This window comes from Microbacterium jejuense (assembly GCF_039544225.1).
Classification (GTDB): domain Bacteria; phylum Actinomycetota; class Actinomycetes; order Actinomycetales; family Microbacteriaceae; genus Microbacterium; species Microbacterium jejuense.
Map to the genome: position 1 here is coordinate 152,017 of NZ_BAABLG010000013.1, position 22,040 is coordinate 174,056.

At 70.5% G+C, this 22,040-nt stretch carries 19 protein-coding genes; 10 read left to right on the forward strand and 9 right to left on the reverse strand.

Features of this window, described 5'->3' with window-relative positions; all coding sequences use genetic code 11:
• Positions 1-18: 18 nt before the first annotated feature.
• Positions 19-3,426, reverse strand: coding sequence for a pyruvate carboxylase (locus ABEA46_RS19705; RefSeq protein WP_345547080.1), 3,408 nt, complete (start codon positions 3,424-3,426; stop codon positions 19-21).
• An 85-nt stretch (positions 3,427-3,511) separates the two neighbouring features.
• Between ABEA46_RS19705 and ABEA46_RS19710 the strand changes: the two genes are divergently transcribed.
• Positions 3,512-4,321 carry a ParA family protein gene (locus ABEA46_RS19710; protein WP_018170539.1) on the forward strand — a complete coding sequence of 270 codons (810 nt, stop codon included), beginning with the start codon at positions 3,512-3,514 and terminating at the stop codon, positions 4,319-4,321.
• A gap of 132 nt (positions 4,322-4,453) precedes the next feature.
• Positions 4,454-5,734 carry a trans-sulfuration enzyme family protein gene (locus ABEA46_RS19715; RefSeq protein ID WP_425563231.1) on the forward strand — a complete coding sequence of 427 codons (1,281 nt, stop codon included), beginning with the start codon at positions 4,454-4,456 and terminating at the stop codon, positions 5,732-5,734.
• A 1-nt stretch (position 5,735) separates the two neighbouring features.
• On the opposite strand, the gene ABEA46_RS19720 is transcribed toward ABEA46_RS19715, so the two are convergent.
• The 3 genes from ABEA46_RS19720 to ABEA46_RS19730 form a co-directional block, all read right to left on the reverse strand.
• On the reverse strand, positions 5,736-6,278 hold the full coding sequence (locus ABEA46_RS19720; protein WP_345547083.1) for a MerR family transcriptional regulator: 543 nt from the start codon (positions 6,276-6,278) through the stop codon (positions 5,736-5,738).
• A 121-nt stretch (positions 6,279-6,399) separates the two neighbouring features.
• The gene (gene ftsR, locus ABEA46_RS19725; RefSeq protein ID WP_345547085.1) at positions 6,400-7,092 is read right to left on the reverse strand and encodes a transcriptional regulator FtsR; all 693 of its coding nucleotides are present in this window, start codon (positions 7,090-7,092) and stop codon (positions 6,400-6,402) included.
• Positions 7,092-7,595, reverse strand: a complete 504-nt coding sequence (locus tag ABEA46_RS19730) for an FHA domain-containing protein (RefSeq protein WP_345547087.1) — start codon at positions 7,593-7,595, stop codon at positions 7,092-7,094. Before ABEA46_RS19730 ends, ftsR begins: the two co-directional genes overlap by 1 nt.
• A 214-nt stretch (positions 7,596-7,809) precedes the next feature.
• On the opposite strand from ABEA46_RS19730, the gene ABEA46_RS19735 reads away from it, so the two are divergent.
• Entirely contained in the window at positions 7,810-8,157 is a 348-nt protein-coding gene (locus tag ABEA46_RS19735; RefSeq protein WP_345547089.1) for a hypothetical protein, read from the forward strand.
• A 47-nt stretch (positions 8,158-8,204) separates the two neighbouring features.
• Here ABEA46_RS19735 and ABEA46_RS19740 read toward each other — a convergent pair whose 3' ends face one another.
• Positions 8,205-8,606 (reverse strand): four-helix bundle copper-binding protein, encoded by a 402-nt coding sequence (locus ABEA46_RS19740; protein WP_345547091.1) that lies wholly within the window; start codon positions 8,604-8,606, stop codon positions 8,205-8,207.
• 106 nt (positions 8,607-8,712) lie between these two features.
• Here ABEA46_RS19740 and ABEA46_RS19745 point away from each other — a divergent pair, with 106 nt between their 5' ends.
• Both ABEA46_RS19745 and lpdA read left to right on the forward strand, forming a co-directional pair.
• Positions 8,713-9,408, forward strand: coding sequence for a copper resistance protein CopC (locus tag ABEA46_RS19745; RefSeq protein ID WP_345547093.1), 696 nt, complete (start codon positions 8,713-8,715; stop codon positions 9,406-9,408).
• 10 nt (positions 9,409-9,418) lie between these two features.
• On the forward strand, positions 9,419-10,819 hold the full coding sequence (gene lpdA, locus ABEA46_RS19750; protein ID WP_345547095.1) for a dihydrolipoyl dehydrogenase: 1,401 nt from the start codon (positions 9,419-9,421) through the stop codon (positions 10,817-10,819).
• Between the two features lie 73 nt (positions 10,820-10,892).
• Here the strand turns inward: lpdA and ABEA46_RS19755 are convergent, their stop codons facing one another.
• The gene (locus tag ABEA46_RS19755; RefSeq protein ID WP_345547097.1) at positions 10,893-11,540 is read right to left on the reverse strand and encodes a CYTH domain-containing protein; all 648 of its coding nucleotides are present in this window, start codon (positions 11,538-11,540) and stop codon (positions 10,893-10,895) included.
• Positions 11,530-11,757 carry a response regulator gene (locus ABEA46_RS19760; RefSeq protein WP_345547099.1) on the reverse strand — a complete coding sequence of 76 codons (228 nt, stop codon included), beginning with the start codon at positions 11,755-11,757 and terminating at the stop codon, positions 11,530-11,532. Before ABEA46_RS19760 ends, ABEA46_RS19755 begins: the two co-directional genes overlap by 11 nt.
• A gap of 83 nt (positions 11,758-11,840) precedes the next feature.
• On the opposite strand from ABEA46_RS19760, the gene glgP reads away from it, so the two are divergent.
• The 4 genes from glgP (at position 11,841) to ABEA46_RS19780 (ending at position 18,463) form a co-directional block, all read left to right on the forward strand.
• Positions 11,841-14,399, forward strand: a complete 2,559-nt coding sequence (gene glgP / locus ABEA46_RS19765) for an alpha-glucan family phosphorylase (RefSeq protein ID WP_345547101.1) — start codon at positions 11,841-11,843, stop codon at positions 14,397-14,399.
• 196 nt (positions 14,400-14,595) lie between these two features.
• On the forward strand, positions 14,596-17,142 hold the full coding sequence (locus ABEA46_RS19770; protein WP_345547102.1) for a rhamnogalacturonan lyase: 2,547 nt from the start codon (positions 14,596-14,598) through the stop codon (positions 17,140-17,142).
• Positions 17,143-17,234: 92 nt separating this feature from the next.
• Entirely contained in the window at positions 17,235-17,966 is a 732-nt protein-coding gene (locus ABEA46_RS19775) for a glutamine amidotransferase (RefSeq protein WP_345547103.1), read from the forward strand.
• A 101-nt stretch (positions 17,967-18,067) separates the two neighbouring features.
• The gene (locus ABEA46_RS19780) at positions 18,068-18,463 is read left to right on the forward strand and encodes a hypothetical protein (RefSeq protein WP_345547105.1); all 396 of its coding nucleotides are present in this window, start codon (positions 18,068-18,070) and stop codon (positions 18,461-18,463) included.
• A gap of 1 nt (position 18,464) precedes the next feature.
• On the opposite strand, the gene ABEA46_RS19785 is transcribed toward ABEA46_RS19780, so the two are convergent.
• Positions 18,465-19,220, reverse strand: coding sequence for an NAD(P)H-hydrate epimerase (locus ABEA46_RS19785; RefSeq protein ID WP_345547107.1), 756 nt, complete (start codon positions 19,218-19,220; stop codon positions 18,465-18,467).
• A complete protein-coding gene (locus tag ABEA46_RS19790; protein WP_345547109.1) occupies positions 19,217-20,281 on the reverse strand; it encodes a YihY/virulence factor BrkB family protein in 1,065 nt (354 codons plus the stop codon). Before ABEA46_RS19790 ends, ABEA46_RS19785 begins: the two co-directional genes overlap by 4 nt.
• Positions 20,282-20,366: 85 nt before the next feature.
• Between ABEA46_RS19790 and ABEA46_RS19795 the strand changes: the two genes are divergently transcribed.
• On the forward strand, positions 20,367-22,040 hold the full coding sequence (locus tag ABEA46_RS19795) for a GspE/PulE family protein (protein WP_425563232.1): 1,674 nt from the start codon (positions 20,367-20,369) through the stop codon (positions 22,038-22,040).

The following is a 22,040-nucleotide window of genomic DNA, read 5'->3' on the forward strand; positions in this document are numbered from 1 at the left end:
CGGATGCCACCCTCCAGGCTACTGGGCCGGACGGATCACAACCAAAAGGTCTCCGGCATCCACTTGCGCGGTCTCGGCGATGGCGAGCCGTTCGACCACACCGTCGACGGGTGCGGTGATGGCCGCCTCCATCTTCATGGCCTCGATCGAGGCGACCGGCTGACCCGCGGTCACCACATCGCCGACGAGCGTCTTGAGCGTCACGACGCCCGAGAACGGCGCCGCGACCTGCCCCGGCCGGGTGGTGTCGGCCTTCTCGGCCTGGCGTGCTTCGACGGTGATGCTGCGGTCGCGCACGAACACCGGACGCAGCTGACCGTTCAGCGTGGTCATGACGGTGCGGATGCCCTTGTCGTCGGCCTCGCCGATCGCCTCGAGCCCGACGTACAGCTGCACGCCGCGCTCGATCTCGACGACGTGCTCGACGCCGGCGGTCAGGCCATACAGGTAGTCGACGGTGTCGAGCACGCTCAGGTCGCCGAACACCTCGCGGGTCTGCTGGAACGCGCGCGTGGGCGCCGGGAAGAGCAGCTTGTTCAACATCTCGCGGCGCGACGCCGAATCGGCGTCGAGCGCGGCGGACTCGGTGTCGGTGAGCGGCGTGAGCTCGATGCTCACCTGGCGGCCCTGCAGCACCTTGGTGCGGAACGGCTCCGGCCACCCGCCGGGCAGGTCGCCGAGCTCTCCCGCCATGAATCCCACGACCGAGTCGGGGATGTCGTAGTTCTGCGGGTTCTCGGCGAAGTCCTTCGGGTCGGCCTTGACGGCGGCGAGGTGCAGCGCCAGGTCGCCGACGACCTTCGACGACGGCGTGACCTTCGGCACGCGGCCGAGGATCTCGTTGGCCGCGGCGTACATGTCCTCGATCAGCTCGAAGTCCTCCGAGAGGCCGAGCGCGATCGCCTGCTGACGCAGGTTCGACAGCTGACCACCGGGGATCTCGTGGTGGTACACACGCCCGGTGGGGCCGGGCAGCCCCGACTCGAACGGGCGGTACAGGTGGCGCACGGCCTCCCAGTACGGCTCGAGGTCGCTCACCGCGTCCAGCGAGATGCCGGTGTCGCGCTCGGTGTGCGACAGGGCCGCGACGAGGGCAGACAGCGAGGGCTGGCTCGTCGTGCCCGACATCGGCGCGGCGGCCGCGTCGACGGCGTCCGCTCCGGCCGCGCCGGCGGCGAGGAGCGTCGCGAGCTGGCCACCCGCGGTGTCGTGCGTGTGCACGTGCACCGGCAGGTCGAAGTTCTCTCGCAGGGCGCTGACGAGACGGGATGCCGCAGCCGGCCGCAGCAGGCCCGCCATGTCTTTGATGGCCAGGACGTGGGCTCCGGCATCCACGATCTGTTCAGCCAGCCGCAGGTAGTAGTCGAGCGTGTACAGATCCTCGGCCGGGTTGAGCAGGTCACCGGTGTAGCAGACGGCGACCTCGGCGATGGAGGTGCCGGTGGCGAGCACCGCGTCGATCGCGGGGCGCATCTGCGCGACATCGTTGAGCGCGTCGAAGATGCGGAAGATGTCGATGCCCGACGCCGCGGCCTCGTGCACGAACGCGTCGGTGACCTCGGTCGGGTACGGCGTGTAGCCGACGGTGTTGCGGCCGCGCAGCAGCATCTGGATCGCGACGTTCGGCAGCGCCGCGCGCAGGCTGTCCAGGCGCTCCCAGGGGTCCTCGCCGAGGAAACGGAGCGCGACGTCGTAGGTCGCACCGCCCCACGCCTCGACCGACAGCAGCTGCGGCGTCAGGCGCGCGACGTAGGGGGCGACGGTGACGAGGTCCTTCGTGCGCACACGGGTCGCCAGCAGCGACTGGTGCGCGTCGCGGAACGTCGTCTCGGTGACGGCGAGCGACGTCTGCTCGCGCAGCGCCTTCGCGAAGCCCGCCGGGCCGAGCTCGAGCAGGCGCTGACGCGAACCCGCGGGCGGCTCGGTGGTGAGGTCGAGCGCGGGCAGCTTCAGCCGGGGGTCGACGGTGACGGGGTTGTCGCCGTGGGGCTTGTTGACCGTCGTGTCGGTCAGCCAGTTGAGGATCTTCGTGCCGCGGTCCTTCGACTCGCGTCCCTTGAGCAGTCCCGGCCGTTCGTCGATGAAGGACGTGCTGACGTCGCCGGCGACGAAGGACGGGTCGTCGAGCATGGCCTGCAGGAACGGGATGTTCGTCGAGACGCCGCGGATGCGGAACTCCGCCAAGGCACGCCGGGCGCGCACGACCGCGGCGCCGAAGTCGCGGCCGCGGCACGTGAGCTTGGCGAGCATCGAATCGAAATGGGGGCTGATCTGCGCGCCCGCGGCGGTGGTGCCGCCGTCGAGGCGGATGCCGGCGCCACCGGGCGAGCGGTACGTCGTGATCTTGCCGGTGTCGGGACGGAAGCCCTGCGTCGGGTCCTCGGTCGTGATGCGGCACTGCAGCGCGGCGCCGCGCAGGCGGATCTGGTCCTGCGTCAGGCCGAGGTCGGCGAGGCTCTGGCCGGCCGCGATGCGCATCTGCGACTGCACGAGGTCGACGTCGGTCACCTCTTCGGTGACCGTGTGCTCGACCTGGATGCGCGGGTTCATCTCGATGAAGACGACCTCGCCGGTGCGGGGACCGGCGGTCTCGAGCAGGAACTCGACGGTGCCGGCGTTCTCGTACCCGATCGACCGGGCGAACGCGACGGCATAGCCGTGCAGGGCGTCTCTGACTGCGGGGTCGAGGTTGGGCGCCGGCGCGATCTCGATGACCTTCTGGTGACGGCGCTGCACGGAGCAGTCGCGCTCGAAGAGGTGCACCGTCTCCCCTGCGCCGTCGGCGAGGATCTGCACCTCGACGTGCCGAGGGCGCAGGACCGCCTGTTCGAGGAACACGCGGGCGTCGCCGAAGGCGCTGCCCGCCTCGCGCATGGCCTCGGCGAGGGCGGGTGCGAGCTCCTCGGCACGCTCGACGCGCCGCATCCCTCGTCCGCCGCCGCCGGCGACGGCCTTGACGAAGATGGGGAAGCCGATCGCGTCGGCCTGCGCCAGGAGCTCGTCGACGTCTTCCGATGCCTCCGTCGAGCGCAGCACCGGAACACCGGCGGCGACCGCGTGCTGCTTGGCGGTCACCTTGTTGCCGGCCATCTCGAGCACCTTGGCGGGCGGGCCGATGAAGGCGATGCCGTTCGCGGCGGCCTTCTCGGCGAGCTCAGGGTTCTCGGACAGGAAGCCGTAGCCCGGGTAGACGGCGTCGGCGCCCGCCTCTCTCGCGACGCGGATGATCTCGTCGACGTCGAGGTAGGCGCGGACCGGATGCCCCACCTCGCCGATGCGGTACGCCTCATCGGCCTTCAGCCGGTGCAGCGAGTTGCGGTCCTCGTAGGGGAACACCGCGACGGTGCGGGCCCCCAGTTCGTACGCGGCGCGAAATGCGCGGATGGCGATCTCTCCGCGATTGGCGACCAGGATCTTGCGGAACATTCGACCTCCGTGAGCGGCGGTGCGGGTGACCCCTGGACGGGGGCTGAGTGTGCTCTCAGCCTAGGGGACGGTAACGTGGTGGCTTGTGCACGTCCTATCCGTCAGCTCGCTCAAGGGTGGCGTCGGCAAGACGACCGTGACTCTCGGACTCGCGTCGGCGGCTTTCGCCCGCGGTGTCCGCACGCTCGTCGTCGACCTCGACCCGCAGTCCGACGTCTCCACGGGCATGGACATCCAAGTCGCGGGGCGGCTGAACGTCGCCGACGTCCTGGCGAATCCCAAGGAGAAGACGGTCCGTCAGGCCATCACCTCCAGCGGGTGGGCCAAGGTGCACCCGGGCACGATCGACGTCATGATCGGCAGCCCGTCGGCCATCAACTTCGACGGTCCGCACCCGAGCGTGCGCGACGTCTGGAAGATGGAAGAGGCGCTGGCCACCATCGAGGCCGACTACGACCTCGTGCTCATCGACTGCGCGCCTTCGCTGAACGCCCTCACGCGCACCGCGTGGGCGGCCTCCGACCGCGTCGTCGTGGTGACCGAGCCCGGCCTGTTCTCGGTCGCGGCCGCCGACCGCGCGCTGCGCGCGATCGAAGAGATCCGCCGCGGCCTCTCCCCCCGCCTTCAGCCGCTGGGCATCGTCGTGAACCGCGTGCGCCCGCAGTCGATCGAGCACCAGTTCCGCATCAAAGAGCTGCGCGACATGTTCGGCCCGCTCGTCCTCGCGCCGCAGCTGCCTGAGCGCACGTCGCTGCAGCAGGCGCAGGGCGCGGCCAAGCCGCTGCACATCTGGCCCGGCGATTCCGCACAGGAGCTCGCCGCCGACTTCGACTCGCTGCTGGACCGCATCATGCGCACCGGCCGCATCCCGTCGCCCGACGACCCCCGCCCCTGACCTTTCGGGTGGATGCCGCATCCCGGCATCCAGGTTGACCACTTTGCTCATCAGATGAGCACTCTGCACACTTTGTGCACGCACGCGTGAACACGACTTGCCATTCGCGTCGAGTTCGCTGACCATATCGCCATGGCACCGATGACGTTGCATCCCGACAGCATTGCCGTGCACGCCGGCCGCGAAGACCTCGCGGGCCTGGGCGTGCACGCACTCCCCCTCGACCTCTCGTCGACGAACCCGCTTCCTGATCTGGAGCTCGGCGGGATGTCGTACGAGGTGCTCGCGACCGGCGGGCACCCGTTCGAAGGCGGGTCGAACGTCTACGCACGGCTCTGGAACCCGACGGTCGCGCGCTTCGAGGAGGCGCTCGCCCGGCTCGAGCACGCCGAAGAGGCCGTCGCGTTCTCGTCGGGCATGGCCGCGATCACCGCGGTGCTGCTGGGTGTCTCGCACGAGTCCGGCAAGCGGCACGTCGTCGCGGTGCGTCCGCTGTACGGCGGCACCGACCACCTGCTGGCGTCAGGACTCCTGGGCCTGCAGGCGACGTTCTGCGCGCCCGAGGGTGTCGCCGCGGCCATGCGGGACGACACCGCACTCGTGGTGCTCGAGACGCCGGCGAACCCGACGCTCGAGCTCGTCGACCTGCGCGCGGTCGTCGCTGCAGCGGGCGATGTGCCGGTGCTCGTCGACAACACGTTCGCGACGCCCGTGCTGCAGCATCCCCTCGATCTCGGCGCCGCGCTGTCGCTGCACAGCGCGACGAAGTACCTCGGCGGGCACGGTGATGTCATGGGCGGTGTCGTGGCGTGCGACGCCAGCCTGGCCGCGACGCTGCGCCGCACCCGCGCGATCACCGGCGCGATCATGCATCCCCTCGCCGCGTATCTGCTGCACCGCGGGCTGGCGACCCTGCCCGTGCGCGTGCGCGCCCAGCAGCAGGGGGCGCAGGTCGTCGCCGAGTGGCTGGCGACGCGTCCCGAGGTGTCGCGCGTGCACTTTCCGGGTCTCCCCGGCAACGACCCGCTGGGCCTGGTGGGCACGCAGCAGGCCGGCCCCGGCGCGATGATCGCGATCGAGCTGACCGGCGGTTTCGAGGCCGCGGCCGCACTGACCGGCGGCGTGCAGCTGTTCACCCACGCGGTGTCCCTCGGGAGCGTCGACTCGCTCATCCAGCATCCGGCGGCGCTGACCCACCGGCCGGTCGCGTCGGAGGCGAAGCCCTCCGACGCGCTCGTGCGCCTGTCGATCGGCCTCGAAGACCCCGAGGATCTCATCGCCGACCTCGCGCAAGCGCTCGGCGCGCAAGCGCTCGGCGCGCAAGCGCTCAACGCGGAACCCCTCAGCGCACAGTCCCCCAGCACGGAGACCACCGCGCCGCAGCACCTCGCGCACGAGGACGCGAGAGCCTGAGTCAGGCGGTTCGGGCGGCCCGGCGGGCGGCGAGCTCGTCCAGCTCGTCGGGCTTCTCGACCTCGAACTCGACGAGTTCGGACTCGACCTCGCGCAGCACCTTGCCGACCGCGATGCCGAACACGCCCTGACCGCGGCTGACGAGGTCGATGACCTCGTCGTTCGAGGTGCACAGGTACACCGAGGCGCCGTCGCTCATGAGCGTGGTGCCGGCGAGGTCACGGATGCCGGACGCACGCAGCTGGTCGACCGCGGTGCGGATCTGCTGCAGCGAGATGCCGGTGTCGAGCAGGCGCTTGACGAGTTTGAGCACGAGGATGTCGCGGAACCCGTACAGGCGCTGCGAGCCGGAGCCTGTCGCACCGCGCACTGTCGGGACGACGAGTTCGGTGCGGGCCCAGTAGTCCAGCTGCCGGTAGGTGATGCCCGCCGCGCGCGCCGCCACGGCTCCGCGATAGCCCACCTCGTCATCCATCGCCGGGAGCCCGTCGGTGAAGAGGAGTTCGGCGGAGAACGGCTCGTTGCCAGCCATGTCACGGGTCATGCCCGTCCCCCCTCCGAATCGGTATCTTCCACGCTAGAACAGCCTCGTGCCCGCGGCAACGACATCCGGCGTTCGGGCCTCGGCGTGTCGCGCGATGGACCCGAAATCGGATGCCGCAGCCTCAAGAGAGCAGTCGGTCCAGAGCCGTCCGCACGAAGATCGCACGCACCTCGTCGAGCCGCTTGGCGAGCTCGGGCGCCACCTCTCCCGCGCGGCCCCGGGAGGCGGCATCGGTGCGGCGCAGCAGCGGCGCGAGCGCGGATTCGACCAGGGCCACGTCGCGCTCCGCGTTCTGCCGCAGCGCGCGGACGTGCCGAGGCTCGATGCCGTGGCGGTCGAGCGCGACGAGCGCCCGCAGCAGTGCGACCTGCTGCTCGCTGTACACCTCTGCCCCGGCCATCACGCCGGTGCTGATCGCGTCGTTGAGCAGCTGCGGTGCGGCGCCTGCCGAGGCCAGCAGCTCGTCACGGCGATACCGGCGCGGCGCGGGCACGATCGACGGAGGCGGCACGGACGAGGGCGTCGCGGGGTCGCGACCGGCATCCACGTCTTCGAGGTAGTCGCGGATGACCGACAGCGGCAGATAGTGGTCGCGCTGCAGCGTCAGCGCGAGGCGCAGACGTTCGAGGTCGGCCTGTGAGAACTTGCGGTAGCCGGAATCGGTGCGCAGCGGTGTGACGATCCCCTGCACCTCGAGGAAACGCAGCTTGCTCGAGGTGAGTGCCGGGAACTCGGGCGACAGACGCGCCAGAACCTGACCGATGCTGAGAAGACCCGCGGACGTCGCGTTTTCACGGACGGAAGCCGCGGGCATCAGGCGTCCGCCGCCCGCGCGAGATCTGCCGGTGAGACGAAGAAGTTGAGGCGGAACTTGCCGATCCGCACCTCGGCGCCGTTGCTGAGCGTGGCGCGATCGACGCGTTCGCCGTTGACGTACGTGCCGTTGAGCGAGCGCTGGTCGACCAGGTCGAAAGTCGTGCCCGAGCGCGTGATCTCGGCGTGACGGCGAGAGACTGTGACGTCATCGAAGAAGATGTCGGCCTCAGGATGCCGCCCCACCGTGGTGACGTCGCCGTCGAGGAGGTAGCGCGCACCGGCCGTCGGGCCGGAGCGGACCAGCAGCAGCGCGGCGCCCGAAGGGAGCGCCTCGATCGCGTCGAGTTCGGCTTCGCCCAGTTCGCTGCCGAAGGGCACGAACGACAGGTCGGAATCGTGACCGAAGGTCTGCGTCGTGTCGGCCGCACGGTCGGAATCGTGTGCGTCGGCCCCGGCTGCGCGGCGGATGTCGCCCTCATCGGGTCGGCGGTCGTGCTCCACGGTGTCCTCCTCTGTGGCGTTCAGCCTATCCGATCGATTCGGCCGCCGACGAGGCCCGATTCTGCGAATCGGTCATGTCCTGTCCATCGCGCGGACCTGATCGCGCAATGTTTCGCCCCGTTTCGCGCGGGATGCCGCGGGCGGGGGTGCCCCCGTAGCCTGGCTTCACCGATCCGGACCCACCGGCATCCAGCCGTCCTCGAAGGAGCATCCCGTGTCCAGCCCGTACAGCCGCATTCCCGCCCTCGAGGTGCGTGAGCGTGCGGCGTGCATGTGCGACCACGGTGACACCTGCTCGTCGTTCGCACCGGGCCACGCGTTGCACCTCATCCAGGCGCGTCTCGCGTCGGCGACCCCCTCGGACTGGGCGGACGCGATCGTCGAGGCCTCCGACGCCGCCGCGGGCTTCGTGATCGTGCGGACGCTCTCGGGCGAAGAGGTCGCGCTGTGGAACGGCACGGGCGCGGCGGCTGCCGCGACGCCGGGCACGCCCGTGGCGCTGCACGAGCGGTACCACGTGCTCGCCGTCGGCGCCGCACGCTTCAACGTGCTGCGCGGCTGACACCTCGACAGCCGCGGCGACCCGCCCGGCGGAGAGTTCGACGAGCCTCAGCTCATCGCCATCATCATGTCCTTGACGGCCATGCAGGCGTCCATGCAGGCCTTGCAGGACTGAGCGCACATCTTGCAGACCTCGCTGTGGTCGGCGTGCTGCATGCACTCGTCCATGGTCATCTGGCACATCGCGATGCAGGCGTCGAGCATCGACATCATGACCGCGGGGGTCATGCCCTGCATGCGCATCATCGAGCGCATCATCGTGTTGCACATGTCGGCGCAGTTCATGCAGGCCGTCGCGCACGACATCATCTGCGTGGAGCACACCGTGCACGCCTGCTCGCAGGCCGAGCAGGCGTCCATACAGGCCTGCATGACGGTCATGTCCATGCTCTGCATGCCGGGCATCGCCATCATGTCCTTCGACATCGCGCCCATCATCATCGCGTCCATCCGCCGCATCCTTCCGTTGCCGGGCCGGCGGGCAGATCTCCCGCCTTGCCGCCATGCTAGACCTCGACCGTCGCGGATCGAAGGGCCGATTAGGCTCGATCGCGTGATGTCACAAACTCTTCACAAACCCCGCACCGCACGACTGTCGGCCCTCGTGGCCGCTCTGACCCTGGCGTTCGTCGGGGTGCTGGCCACGGCATCCCCCGCGGCCGCCCACGACGCGCTCGTCGGCACCGACCCGGCCACCGGCAGCACGGTGGCCGAGCTGCCGGAGCAGGTGACGCTCACCTTCAGCGAAGCGGTCGCCGACGCCGAGGGGGCGACGGTGATCGAGGTGAAGGATGCCGCCGGCACGGACCTCGCGGACGGCGCGCCGGTGGTGCAGGACAACACCGTCACCCAGGCGCTCGCGGGCGAGGCGTCGGGCGTCGTCACGGTGACGTGGAAGATCGTCTCGAGCGACGGCCACCCGACGTCGAACGTGTTCTCGTTCACCGTCGAGGGCGCCCCGGCCCCGACCGAGAGCGCTGAACCGACAGAGAGCGCGGCGCCCACCGAGAGCGCCGCGCCGACGACCGAGCCGACGGCGACCCTGACCCCCGGGCCGCCGATGGAGTCCGGAAGCGGCGACGCCGCGCCGGTCTGGCCGTGGATCGTCGCGGGCGTCGTCGCCCTCGCGCTGCTCGGCGCGGTCGTGTACCTGCTCGTGTCTCGCACCCAGCGCGAGAAGGCTCGGGATGCCGCCGACCAGCGCCGCTCGAACGGCTCCGCACCCGGCTCCGACTCCCCCGCCGACCACTAGGCTTGAGACCATGCCTCACTACGACGTCGCCATCCTCGGCGCGGGGCCCGGCGGGTACGTCGCGGCCGTCCGTGCTGCTCAGCTCGGCCTCACGGTCGCGATCATCGAAGAGAAGTACTGGGGCGGTGTGTGCCTCAACGTCGGCTGCATCCCCTCGAAGGCTCTGCTCAAGAACGCCGACCTCGCGCACACGTTCCACGACAAGGCCGAGCTGTTCGGCATCTCGGGCGACGTGCACTTCGACTTCGGGGTGGCGTGGGACCGCAGCCGCAAGGTGTCCGAGACCCACGTCAAGGGCATCCACTTCCTGATGAAGAAGAACAAGGTCGACGAGTACGACGGCCGCGGCACGTTCACCGGGCCGAACTCGATCACCGTGGCCAAGAACGACGGCACGACCGCCGAGGTCACCTTCGACAACGCGATCATCTCGACCGGCTCGCGCGTGCGCCTGCTGCCGGGCGTGCAGTTGAGCGAGAACGTCGTGACCTACGAGGAGCAGATCCTCACGCGCGAGCTGCCGAAGTCGATCGTCATCGTCGGTGCCGGCGCGATCGGCATGGAGTTCGCGTTCGTCCTCACGCACTACGGCGTGAAGGTCACGATCATCGAGTTCCTCGACCGCGCACTTCCGAACGAGGACGCCGACGTCTCGAAGGAGATCACGCGTCAGTACAAGAAGTACGGCGTCGACATCCTCACCTCGACCAAGGTCGAGACCGTCGTCGACCACGGCGACCGCGTCACCGTCACCTACACCCCCAACGCGGGCGGCGAGTCGCAGTCCATCGACGCCGACAAGGTGCTCATGTCGATCGGCTTCGCACCGAACGTCGAGGGCTTCGGCCTGGAGACGACCGGCGTCAAGCTCACCGAGCGCGGCGCCATCGACATCGACGACTACATGCGCACCAACGTGCCGCACATCTATGCGATCGGGGACGTGACCGCGAAGCTGCAGCTCGCTCACGTGGCCGAGGCGCAGGGCGTCGTCGCCGCCGAGACCATCGGCAAGGCCGAGACCATGACGCTGGGCGACTACCGCATGATGCCGCGCGCGACGTTCTGCTCGCCGCAGGTGGCCTCGTTCGGCCTCACCGAGCAGCAGGCGCGCGACGCCGGCTACGACGTCAAGGTCGCGAAGTTCCCGTTCTCGGCGAACGGCAAGGCCAACGGCCTGGGCGAGCCGATCGGCTTCGTCAAGGTCATCGCCGACGGCGAGCATCTGGAGCTCCTGGGCGCGCACATGATCGGCCCGGACGTGTCGGAGCTGCTCCCCGAGCTGACCCTGGCGCAGAAGTGGGACCTCACCGCCCTCGAGGCGGCGCGCAACGTCCACACGCACCCGACGCTGTCGGAGGCCGTGCAGGAGGCCTTCCACGGCCTCGCCGGTCACATGATCAACCTCTGATCACAGCGACGCAGAACGCCCCGGACTTCGCTGAAGTCCGGGGCGTTTCGTCTGCGCCCGCCACACGAGCGGCTCAGGCGCCGAGCGCCCTCGCGAGCTTGGATGCGGATGCCGCCTCCCGGCCGCCGGCGGCGCGCACGGCCTGCTCCACCGCCGTGAACAGCGCCGCCCGGGCGTCGCCAGACGCGGGCGCCGCCGACCCCAGCTCGAACTCCCACTCGCGCCATGTGCGCCGCGTGCCGTCGCGCTCGTCGGTCGCGACGACATGGTCGTCGACGAACTCCGCGACCAGTCCCCCATCGGCGTCCTGCAGCGAATACGCCGTGCGGCGATTGCGGATGCGGGCGACCGGCGCGTAGTCGGCCACGGCGGCGACCGCCGGGAGTGCGGCGGCGACGGCATCCGGAATCCCTCCGGACCCACCGAGCGGCCACTGCAGCTCGACGCGGCCGCCATCGGCGCCCCGCGGACCCTTGATGTGCCAGCCCTCGTCGGGGCCGCCGGTGCGGCGCCGGACGGCGTAGCCGGCGCGCGCAAGCGCGAGGTCGGCGGTGTCGAGGTATGAGGCGTCGAGGTCACGCACCTCTGCGGCGCCGACCGATGTCACCCCCGGCAGGCCCGACCAGTCGGGCAGCGGGGTGTCGTCGTCGACGTCGAACTTCAGCTCGACCTCGACGGAGTGCGCCGGGCGATCGTGGGGCGCGCTGGACTCAGTCGTCACGACCGTCCGGGTTCGGATCGATGTCTTCGGTGGACTCGACGTACACGAAGCGCGTCTCGGTCGGCCCGTCGGCGTCGCCGGTGTTGGCGTCCTCGCCTTCGCGGCGGTAGACGAGCTGCCCCTCGCCGTAGGGGACGATGTACGAGTCGTTGACGGTCGGGTCGAGCGGGATGATCTGCCCGTCGAGGGGTCCGCCGTGAAGTCGCGCGATGGCCATGACGCCAGCGTAGACCCCGGGTGCGCTCCGGAGCGGACCCACGCGTGCAAGCGCTTCCAGGTTGTGCCCCTAGAATCGCGAGCGTGAAGGCCATCCGAACGTTCACCGTCCGTCCCGTCCTCGCCGCCCCGCTCGCTCCCCTCGACAGGCTCGCCTCCAACTGGCGCTGGTCGTGGAGCCGGGCCACCCACTCCTTGTTCGCCTCGATGGATCCCACGCTGTGGGACGAGATCGGGGCGAATCCGGCACGCATGCTCGGCGCCCTCGGCCAGGAGCGTCTCGACCAGCTCGCGCACGACGAGGCTTTCGTCGCCCGCGTGCGCGAGGAGGACGAGCGCCTGACCGCGTACCTCGACGGCGACCGCTGGTTCCAGCGCCTCGAGGGCGGCAAGCCCGCGCACATCGCGTACTTCTCCCCCGAGTTCGGCGTCGACGGCTCGCTGCCGCAGTACTCGGGCGGCCTCGGCATCCTCGCGGGCGACCACCTGAAGAGCGCGTCCGACCTGGGTGTGCCGCTGACGGGCGTGGGCCTGTTCTACCGCGCCGGCTACTTCCGCCAGTCGATCGGCGACGACGACTGGCAGCGCGAGAGCTACCCGCTGCTCGACCCGTACGGACTGGGCCTCACCCTGCTGCGCGACCGCGAGGGCGGCCCCGTCGAGATCACGCTCGACCTGCCCGGCGACCGCCGTCTGCACGCGCGCGTGTGGGTCGCCGACATCGGGCGTGTGCCACTGCTGCTGCTGGACTCCGAGACGCCGTCGAACTCCGACGAGATGCGCCGCGTCACCGACCGCCTCTACGGCGGCGGCGGTGAGCACCGCCTGCTTCAGGAGCTGCTGCTGGGCGTCGGCGGCGTGCGCGCGGTGCGCGCGTTCTGCGACCTCACCGGGCGTCCGACGCCGGATGTCTACCACACCAACGAGGGCCACGCCGGGTTCCAGGGCCTGGAGCGGATGTCGGAGCTCATCACGCACGACGCTCTGACGTTCGACGACGCCCTCGCGCAGGTGCGCGCCGGCACCGTGTTCACGACCCACACCCCGGTGCCTGCCGGCATCGACCGGTTCTCGCGCGAACTGATCGCGGACTTCCTGACGAGCGGGCTTTTCCAGGGCCTCGATGCCGGCCGGGCGATCGCGCTCGGTCTGGAGACGTGGGACGGCGGCGACCAGGGCGTGTTCAACATGGCGGTGCTGGGTCTGCACCTCGGCCAGCACGCCAACGGCGTCTCGCTGCTGCACGGCGAGGTCAGCCGTGGCATGTTCGGGATGCTGTGGCCCGGGGTCGACACCGACGAGGTGCCGATCACGTCCATCACGAACGGCGTGCACGCGCCCACGTGGGTGCATCCGGCACTCAAGGCCGTCAGCGAGAGGGCGTGGGGCGACGCGTACACCGACACCCACGACTGGAACGACCGCGCGGTCGTGAGCGACGCCGAGCTGTGGGGCGTGCGCCAGCAGATGAAGGGCGAGCTCGTGGCCGAGGCGCGGCGGCGGGTGGCGGCATCCATCTCTCCCGACGGGTCCCGCGCACCGTCGTGGGTCGGCGAGCTGCTCGATCCCGAGGTGCTCACGATCGGGTTCGCACGCCGCGTGCCGACGTACAAGCGCCTGACCCTCATGCTGCGCGACCCCGAGCGGCTCACGCGCCTGCTGACCGACCCCGAACGGCCGGTGCAGATCGTGATCGGCGGCAAGTCGCACCCGGCCGACGACTCGGGCAAGATCCTGATCCAGCAGCTGGTGCGGTTCAGCCGCGACCCGAAGGTGCGTAACCGCATCGTGTTCCTGCCGGACTACGACATCACGCTCGCCAAGGACCTGTACCCCGGCTGCGACGTGTGGCTCAACAACCCGCTGCGCCCGCTGGAGGCGTGCGGCACGAGCGGCATGAAGGCCGCGCTCAACGGCGCCCTCAACCTGTCGATCCTCGACGGCTGGTGGGACGAGTGGTACGACGGCGAGAACGGCTGGGCGATCCCGACGGCCGACACCGCATCGAACGACGAGGAGCGCGACGACGCCGAGGCGGCGGCGCTGTACGACCTCATCGAGCACCAGCTGGTGCCGAAGTTCTACGACCGCGAGGGCGGCATCCCGCTCGGCTGGCTGGGCATGGTGCGCCACACGATGACCGATCTCGGTACGAAGGCGACCAGCGACCGCATGGTGCGCGACTACGTCCAGCGCCTGTACGTGCCGGCCGCCGCGCATGACGTGCGGCTGCGGGCCGACGGCTTCGCCGAGGCGCGCGAGGTCGCGGGGTTCGTCACGCGCGTCAAGAACGCGTGGGGCCGCGTGTCGATCGCGAGCGTCGAGAGCTCGGGCATCCCGCAGCAGGCGCAGGCGGGCGACACCCTCGAGGTGCGCGCCGACGTGCGCCTGGACGGCCTGTCGCCCGACGACGTCGCGGTCGAGCTGCTGTACGGCCGCACGAACGAGGACGACGCGCTTGCCCGCGACCACTCCGTGCACCTGCTCTCGCCCGAGGGCGGCGCGGTCGACGGCGTCACGGCGTTCCGCGCGACGCTGCCGCTCACGGTGACCGGCACGTTCGGCTACACGGTCCGCGTACGCCCGACGCACGCGCAGCTGGTGTCGCCCGTCGAGCTCGGGCTGGTCACCTACGCGTCATAAGGGCGAGTGGATGCCGGCGGCACGGGCCGCCGGCATCCACGAACGTTAAAACGTTCCAATGTAGGCCGAGGGTCGCTTGACCCCGTCGACGGGACCGGGCTAACGTCGGGGACGGAAAACGCATTCCGATACGTCAGGGCGTTCTCTACAACGATGCACGACCAGATCCCCCATCACACTCGGGAGCGATTCGACGATGAATCCACGTAAGACACCACTGCTGCTCGTGGCCGGCACGGCCGCGTGCGCCCTCACGCTCGGCCTCGCTCAGCCGGCTCTGGCCCAGGCGCCGGTCGCGGCCGGCGCGAAGCCTCCGGCGACCTCTGGGCCGAAGCTCGAATCCCTCGACCGAGGACTCGTGGCCGTCGCGACCGGCGAGGGCGTGTTCCTCAGCTGGCGCCTGCTGGGCACCGAGGCCGGCCCGGCCACCGACACCGGTGTGAGCGGGCCGTCGTTCGCGGTGTTCCGCGACGGGCAGCGCATCGCGACCGTCGACGACAGCACGAACTACGCCGATCCCGACGGCACGGACGCGTCCGTCTACACCGTGGCGCCGGCGTGGCACGACGTGACCGGCGAGCAGTCCGCACCGGTGGCGGTGTGGGGCGACGGGTTCTACGACCTGCCGCTCACCAAGCCCGCCGACGGCGTGACGCCGGCCGGCGAGGCGTACACGTACTCGGCGAACGACGCGTCGGTCGCCGACGTCGACGGAGACGGCGCGTACGAGTTCGTCGTCAAGTGGGACCCGTCCAACTCGAAGGACGTGTCGCAGAAGGGCTACACCGGCTCCACGTACATCGACACGTACGAGCTCGACGGCACGCTTCTGAACCGCCTCGATCTGGGCGTGAACATCCGCGCGGGCGCCCACTACACGGACTTCATGGTCTACGACTTCGACGGTGACGGCCGCTCCGAGACGATGCTCAAGACCGCGCCGGGCACCACGTCCACCCGCTACAACGCCGACGGCAGCGTCGCGTCGGAGTCGTACATCACCATGCTCGCCGACGACCTCGCCGCCGGCTACAGCAACGACGACGACTACCGCATGAGCGCCGCCGACTACCGGCAGCACCTGATCGAGATGTTCCAGGGCTGGTCGTCGCACCCCGAGGTGGTCGCGGGCAATTGGCCGGCGACGCTGGAAGAGGCGTTCGGGATCCCCGTGACGCACGAGTACCCGCTGTCGGAGGCATCCGCCACGGAGCTCGTGGACTACTTCATCTCGACCTACGCCCCCTCGCGCAGCGCCCGCAACGACCTCACGACGTTCGAGGGCTTCATCGTGGACGGCCCCGAGTACCTGACGGTGTTCGACTCGGCCACCGGCACAGAGCTCGAGACGGTGCGGTACGAGCCCGGTCGCGACGACGACGGACTGCTGTGGGGCGACTACGCCATGGCCCGCATCGAGCCGGGCAACCGCGTCGACCGCTTCCTCGCGGGGGTCGCGTACCTCGACGGGCAGCATCCCTCGGCGATCTTCGCGCGCGGCTACTACACGCGCACGACCGTGCACGCGTACGACTGGGACGGCACGCACCTGACCACCCGCTGGGCGGTCGACAGCGGTCACGTGCCGATGTCGAACCCGTTCAACGACAGCCCGCACGGCCGCGACGGCACCGACCCGGTGTACGGCACGATCACGACGCAGGGGTTCCACTCGCTGAGCGTCGCCGACGTCGACAGCGACGGCAAGCAGGAGATCGTGTACGGCTCGGCCACGCTCGACGACGACGGCGGCCTGCTGTACAGCTCGTTCGACGTGCTGCCCGAGGGCAGCGCCGCGCCGGGCGAAGAGGTGCGACTGGGCCATGGCGACGCGATCCACGTCGCCGACATCGACCCGGACCGTCCGGGCCTGGAGATCTGGACCTCGCACGAGGGCGCCACGTACGCCCCGTACGGCTCCGACCTGCGCGATGCGGCGACCGGCGAGGTGCTGTTCGGCGCGTACTCGGGTCGCGACACCGGTCGCGCGATGGTCGGCGACGTGCGTCCTGACGTTCCCGGCATCGAGACGTGGGCGAGCATGCCCGGCGGCACCGAGGCATCGGGGCTGATGAGCGCGACGGGCGAGATCCTCAGCGCCGCCACCCCGGGCACGAACCAGTCGATCCGCTGGGCCGGCGACATGACGACGCAGATCGTCAACGGCAGCATCGACCAGACGCCGACGATCGACGACTGGACGCGCGGGACCGTGCTCACCGCCACCGGCACCCTGACGAACAACTACACGAAGGGCAACCCGTCGCTCGTGGCCGACGTGTTCGGCGACTGGCGCGAGGAGCTGCTGGTGCGCACGACCGATTCGCACGCGCTGCGCATCTACACGAGCACCGAGCCGACGACGCACAAGCTGCCCACCCTGATGAGCGACCTGCAGTACCGCGTCGAGGTCGCCCGCCAGAACACCGGCTACAACCAGCCGTCGTACACGAGCTACTACTTCGCCAGCGACATGGACTTCGCGAAGGTGCCGCTGCGCACGCAGGCCGCGACGCCGAAGCAGCCGAAGTTCGTCGACCCGAAGGGCTCGGGCTCGGACCACGTGGTCGTGACACCCGACGCGTCGTTCGACTACTACGTCAACGGCGTGAAGGCCGACAAGCCGCTGGTGAAGGTTCCCGCCGGCTCCGCGGTGCAGGTGACGGCGGTGCCGAAGTCCGGCATCGCGGTGGCCGCCGGCGCGGCGTCGACCTGGACCCACCAGTTCGGCGCCGACCGCTGAGACGAATGGATGCCTCGGCCCGGCGTTGCTCGTCGGGCCGAGGCTCTTCATCTCGCTCCTTCGTCACGCGTCCGGGAATCTAGGCTGGTCGGGTGAAGCCGTTCGTGCTGCTCGCGACGCGGGCCGAGGATCTGCCCGCCGACGAGGAGTACGGGCTGTTCCTGCGGTACGCCGGGCTCTCACCCGACGAGCTCGTCCGCGTGCGTCTCGAGGCCGCCCCGATGCCCCGGCTCGACCTCGACGAGCTGTCGGGGATCTTCGTGGGCGGCGGGCCGTTCAACGCGTCCGACCCGGCCGAGAAGAAGTCGGCCGTGCAGCACCGCGTCGAGGCGGAGTTCGCGGCGCTGCTCGACGAGGTGGTGGCGCGGGACTTCCCGTTCCTCGGCGCCTGCTACGGCATCGGCACGCTGGGCGCGCATGAGGGGGCGGTCATCGACCGGAGCCACCCCGAGCCGATCAGCGTCGTGCCGATCACCGTCACCGAAGCCGGCGCCGCCGACCCGCTGCTGGCGGCGATGCCGCCGCTGTTCGACGCGTTCGTGGGGCACAAGGAGGCGATCTCGCAGCTGCCGCCCTCGGCGACGCTGCTGGCGTCGTCGCCGGCGTGCCCGGTGCAGATGTTCCGCGTCGGCGAGAACGTGTATGCGACGCAGTTCCACCCCGAGCTCGACGTCGAGGGCATCACCACGCGCATCCACGCGTACGCCGGCCACGGATACTTCGCCTCGGACGAGCTGGAGCTGACCCTGGCCGCGGTGCGCCGGGTCGCGGTGTCGCATCCGAGCCGCATCCTCCGCGCGTTCGTCGAGCGCTACGCCCGCTGACGACGCCCCGCCGGCGCACGCGAGCAGCCCTTCGCACGCGGTCGGCGCGGTGGTACGCTCACCGCCAACAGCCGCATCCGTCGCCCGAATCGAGGTGCGCCATGAGCCCGAACAGGGTGCTCATCGCCGGAGCCTTCGTCGTCGTCGTGGCCTCCGCCGCGATCCTGGTTCCCGGGGTCGCGTCAGGGCAGCTCGCGCCCCTGCTGCCGGCCACATCGGTCGTGGCACCTGATGTGCCCGGCGCCGGTCAGGGCGACGGTGACAAGGGCGGCAACGGCAAGGCATGGGGACACCACAAGGACGACCCGGCGTTCCCGGGCGACAACGGGCGCGGGCACGGTTCCCCCGGCGACACCTCCCCCGGCGACACCGGCAACGGCGACGACACCGGTGACGGCAAAGCCTGGGGCCACCGCAAGGACGACCCCGCCTTCCCCGGCGGCAACGGTCGCGGGCACCGCAAGGGCTCCGCAGGCACCGACTCCCCCGGCGGCTGAGTCAGCCGCGCGCGTCCACGATCCGTGAGACGTCCGCCGCGCCCACGGGTTCCACCCCGTCGAGCGACAGCCCGATGTCGACGAGCACGACCTCGCCGGCGAGCTGCGTCCCGCGGCCAGAGGCGAGGCCGGCTTTGACGGCTCCGAAGGTGACGGTGACGGATGCCGCCAGCACGGCGGCATCCGCGGTCCCGATGTCGGGCTGCAGGCCGCTCGGCAGGTCGACCGCGATGACCCGCGGCGCGCCCCGGCGTGTGTGCGCGAGGCCCTGCAGGGTCGTCACGGCCTCGCGCGCGAAGCCGTGGAGCGCGGGATCGCGGGACGCGCCGATGCCGAGGATGCCGTCGAGCACGAGGGCGTAGCGGGCGTCGCCCACCTCGGGCAGGTCTACGCGCCGTGCGCCTGCGGCGGCCGCGGCGGCGAAGGCGGGCTCGTGCACGCGGCTGCCGACGAGCAGCACGTCGACGTCGGCGAGGCCGCCGACGTCGGCGGCAGCGTACAGCGCGTCGCCGCCGTTGTCGCCCGAGCCGGCAAGCACGAGCACACGGGGGCGCGGGGCGTCGGGAGCGCTGTGCAGGAACGGCTCGAGCACGATCGACGACGTGACGGGGGCGGACGGGATGCCGGCGAGCTCGGCACGCACGACGTCGGCCAGCGCCGCGGCCGCCCGGCGCATGAGCGGCACGCCGGCGTCGAGCAGGGGCCGTTCGGCGGCCCGCACCTGCTCTGCCGTGTACGTCGGAACCCGCACGCTCACGGCGACGCTCCCCCGGCGGCACGCGCCGTCGCGCGCTCGCGCTGTCTGCGCTCGATGCGGTCGCGGCGTTCCCGGTCGGCGTCGGCCTGGGCGAGCTCGAGTTCTTCGGTGGCGACGCGGACGGCGTCCTGGGCGCGCTGCACGCGGCGCAGCGCGAACGTCGGGGCTCCGAACCTCTCGCGCACCGGATCGAGGCGCTCGGCGACGCCGACGATGATCCATGTCGACGCGAGCAGCACGACCTGCGCCGACAGGTTGAACCACAGCAGCAGTGCGATGAGCGCCGCGAACGTGACGAACAGCGGGTTCGCCGACGCGCCGCGCACGAACAGGCCCGACAGCTGCTGCAGCACGGTGAGTCCGACGGCGCCGATCAGGGCGCCGGGCCACAGCACCCGCGCGGGCGCCCGTACCCCGCTCAGCACGACGAACCCGAGTGCGATGATGCCGGCATCCAATCCGAAGATCGCGAGCAGCGCGAGCGACCACGACGCGAGATCGGCCATCCAGCCTTCGCCGCCGAACCAATCGGTCATGGCGTCGATGAGCGCCGAGCCGTACATCGTGGCGGCCGCCGACAGCACGAATCCGCCGCCGATCGCGAGCGCGAGCAGCAGGTTGCGCAGGATCACCCAGATCCAGAAGACGTCGTCGTGGATCTCGTCGGCGAGCGTGCGCAGCGCGGCCCGCAGCGAGCCGATCGCGCCGATCGCGGCCCCGGCGAGGGCGATGAGCGATGCCGCCCCGGTGAGGGTGAAGGCGATCGGCACTCCCAGCGCGTCGGGGTCGATGAGCCCGTTCTCGCCGATGAGCCCGGGGATCGCGGCGTTGACGGTGTCGATCATCGCCTGCCACGCGACGGGGTTGTCGTGCAGCCAGAGACCTGCGAACGAGAACCCCAGCAGCACGGCCGCGAACACCGAGAACAGCGCCCGGTAGGTGATGCTGTCGGCGAGCATGAACCCGCGGCGCTCGGCGTAATGGAACCACACGCGCACCGGCTTGAGCGACAGCGCCCACGCCGTGACGCGGTCGACGACGTTCGCGAACCACTGCGGCATGCGCTCACCCTACCGAGCATGCGGCGGACTCCCCCGGGGGTTGACGTGTGCGCCGTAGGATGTCCCTGGGGATTGGGGAATCACTATGCGGGGTCTTGCACAGACGCTCGTGCTCACCGGAGCCGTACGAGCAGCCGACATGTCAGCCGCCATCGCGCAGGCGGGGGGCAGCGACGGGCCTGAGCTGCAGCAGCTGCTCGTGAGCCAGAAGCTCGTCACCGAGGGCCAGGTCGCCGAGGCGATCGCCCTGCACACGGGTCATCGCTACATCGACCTCGCGAATCTTCCGCTGGACCCGAACGTCGTGGCGCTCGTGCCGGGCAACCTGTGCCGAAAGTACGGCCTCATCCCCGTCGACCTGCGCGGCGACCGGCTGACCGTGGGTGTGCTCGATCCGACCGACATCGTGGCGCTGGACGATGTGGCGAGCATCACCGACCTGTTCGTCGAGCCGGTCGTGGTCGCGCAGGACGCGCTGACGCAGATGTTCGAGCGCTTCCTGCGGTCGGACGAAGAGCTCAGCGAGCTGTCGATGACGATCGAGGAGTCCAGCGAGGCGAGCGCGGCCGCGTTCACCGAGAGCCTCGAAGAGCAGGACGACACCGCGCCGATCGTGCGGTTCGTGAACCTGCTGATCGCGCAGGCCATCAACGACCGTGCGAGCGACATCCACGTCGAGCCAGGCGAGAAGCAGCTGACGGTGCGGTTCCGCATCGACGGCGTGCTGCACGAGATGCAGAAGGCCGACCGGGCGATCCAGGACGGCATCATCTCGCGCCTGAAGATCATGTCGTCGATCGACATCGCCGAGAAGCGCAAGCCGCAGGACGGCCGCCTCTCGGTCACGCACGAGAACCGCACTGTCGACCTGCGCGTGGCGACGCTGCCGACGGTGTGGGGCGAGAAGATCGTGATGCGCATCCTCGACAACACCGGCCAGGTGATGACGATGCGCGACCTGCTGTTCTCGCCGACGAACGAGAAGCGGTTCCTCGACGCGATCTCGAAGCCGCACGGCATGATCCTGGCGACGGGTCCCACGGGTTCGGGCAAGTCGACGAGCCTCTACACGGCGCTGCGGGCGATCGCGAACCCGAAGATCAACGTGATCACGGTCGAGGACCCGGTGGAGTACCGCATCGCCGGCATCAACCAGGTGCAGGTGAACAACCGCGCGGGCCTGACGTTCTCGACGGCGCTGCGGTCGATCCTGCGTTCCGACCCCGATGTGGTGCTGGTCGGCGAGATCCGCGACCACGAGACAGCGAACATCTCGATCGAGGCGTCGCTGACCGGCCACCTGGTGCTGTCCACGCTGCACACCAACGACGCGCCGTCGGCGCTCACGCGACTGACCGAGATCGGCTGCGAGCCGTTCCTGGTCGCGACGGCGCTCACCGCGGTGATCGCGCAGCGGCTCGCGCGGCGCCTGTGCATGCGGTGCCGCGAGCCGCTGGTCGAGACCTCCGAGGTGCTCAGCTCCCTCGGCTTCCCGCATGACCCGGGTGACGTGCCGCAGCTGTTCAGGGCGGCGGGATGCCCCGCCTGCAGCGGTACGGGCTACCGAGGCCGTGTCGCCCTGCACGAGATCATGACGCTCTCGGACGACATCGAGTCGCTCGTGGTGACCCGGGCGACCGGATCCGAGATCCGCCAGGCCGCGCTGCGCGAGGGCATGGTGTCGCTGCGCGACGACGGCTGGTCGAAGGTCGCCCAGGGCCTCACGACGATCGAAGAGGTGCTGCGGGTCTCGGTGTGA

Bases quoted from the DNA above. Each gene is read 5' to 3' on its own strand.
- ABEA46_RS19720 (WP_345547083.1), bottom strand. From the start codon at position 6,278: ATGACCCGTGACATGGCTGGCAACGAGCCGTTCTCCGCCGAACTCCTC.
- ABEA46_RS19705 (WP_345547080.1), bottom strand. From the start codon at position 3,426: ATGTTCCGCAAGATCCTGGTCGCCAATCGCGGAGAGATCGCCATCCGC.
- ABEA46_RS19770 (WP_345547102.1), top strand. From the start codon at position 14,596: ATGAATCCACGTAAGACACCACTGCTGCTCGTGGCCGGCACGGCCGCG.
- ABEA46_RS19790 (WP_345547109.1), bottom strand. From the start codon at position 20,281: ATGCCGCAGTGGTTCGCGAACGTCGTCGACCGCGTCACGGCGTGGGCG.
- ABEA46_RS19760 (WP_345547099.1), bottom strand. From the start codon at position 11,757: ATGGCCATCGCGCGACTTCACGGCGGACCCCTCGACGGGCAGATCATC.
- ABEA46_RS19780 (WP_345547105.1), top strand. From the start codon at position 18,068: ATGAGCCCGAACAGGGTGCTCATCGCCGGAGCCTTCGTCGTCGTCGTG.
- ABEA46_RS19745 (WP_345547093.1), top strand. From the start codon at position 8,713: ATGTCACAAACTCTTCACAAACCCCGCACCGCACGACTGTCGGCCCTC.
- ABEA46_RS19740 (WP_345547091.1), bottom strand. From the start codon at position 8,606: ATGGACGCGATGATGATGGGCGCGATGTCGAAGGACATGATGGCGATG.
- lpdA (WP_345547095.1), top strand. From the start codon at position 9,419: ATGCCTCACTACGACGTCGCCATCCTCGGCGCGGGGCCCGGCGGGTAC.
- ABEA46_RS19715 (WP_425563231.1), top strand. From the start codon at position 4,454: ATGGCACCGATGACGTTGCATCCCGACAGCATTGCCGTGCACGCCGGC.
- ABEA46_RS19795 (WP_425563232.1), top strand. From the start codon at position 20,367: ATGCGGGGTCTTGCACAGACGCTCGTGCTCACCGGAGCCGTACGAGCA.
- ftsR (WP_345547085.1), bottom strand. From the start codon at position 7,092: ATGCCCGCGGCTTCCGTCCGTGAAAACGCGACGTCCGCGGGTCTTCTC.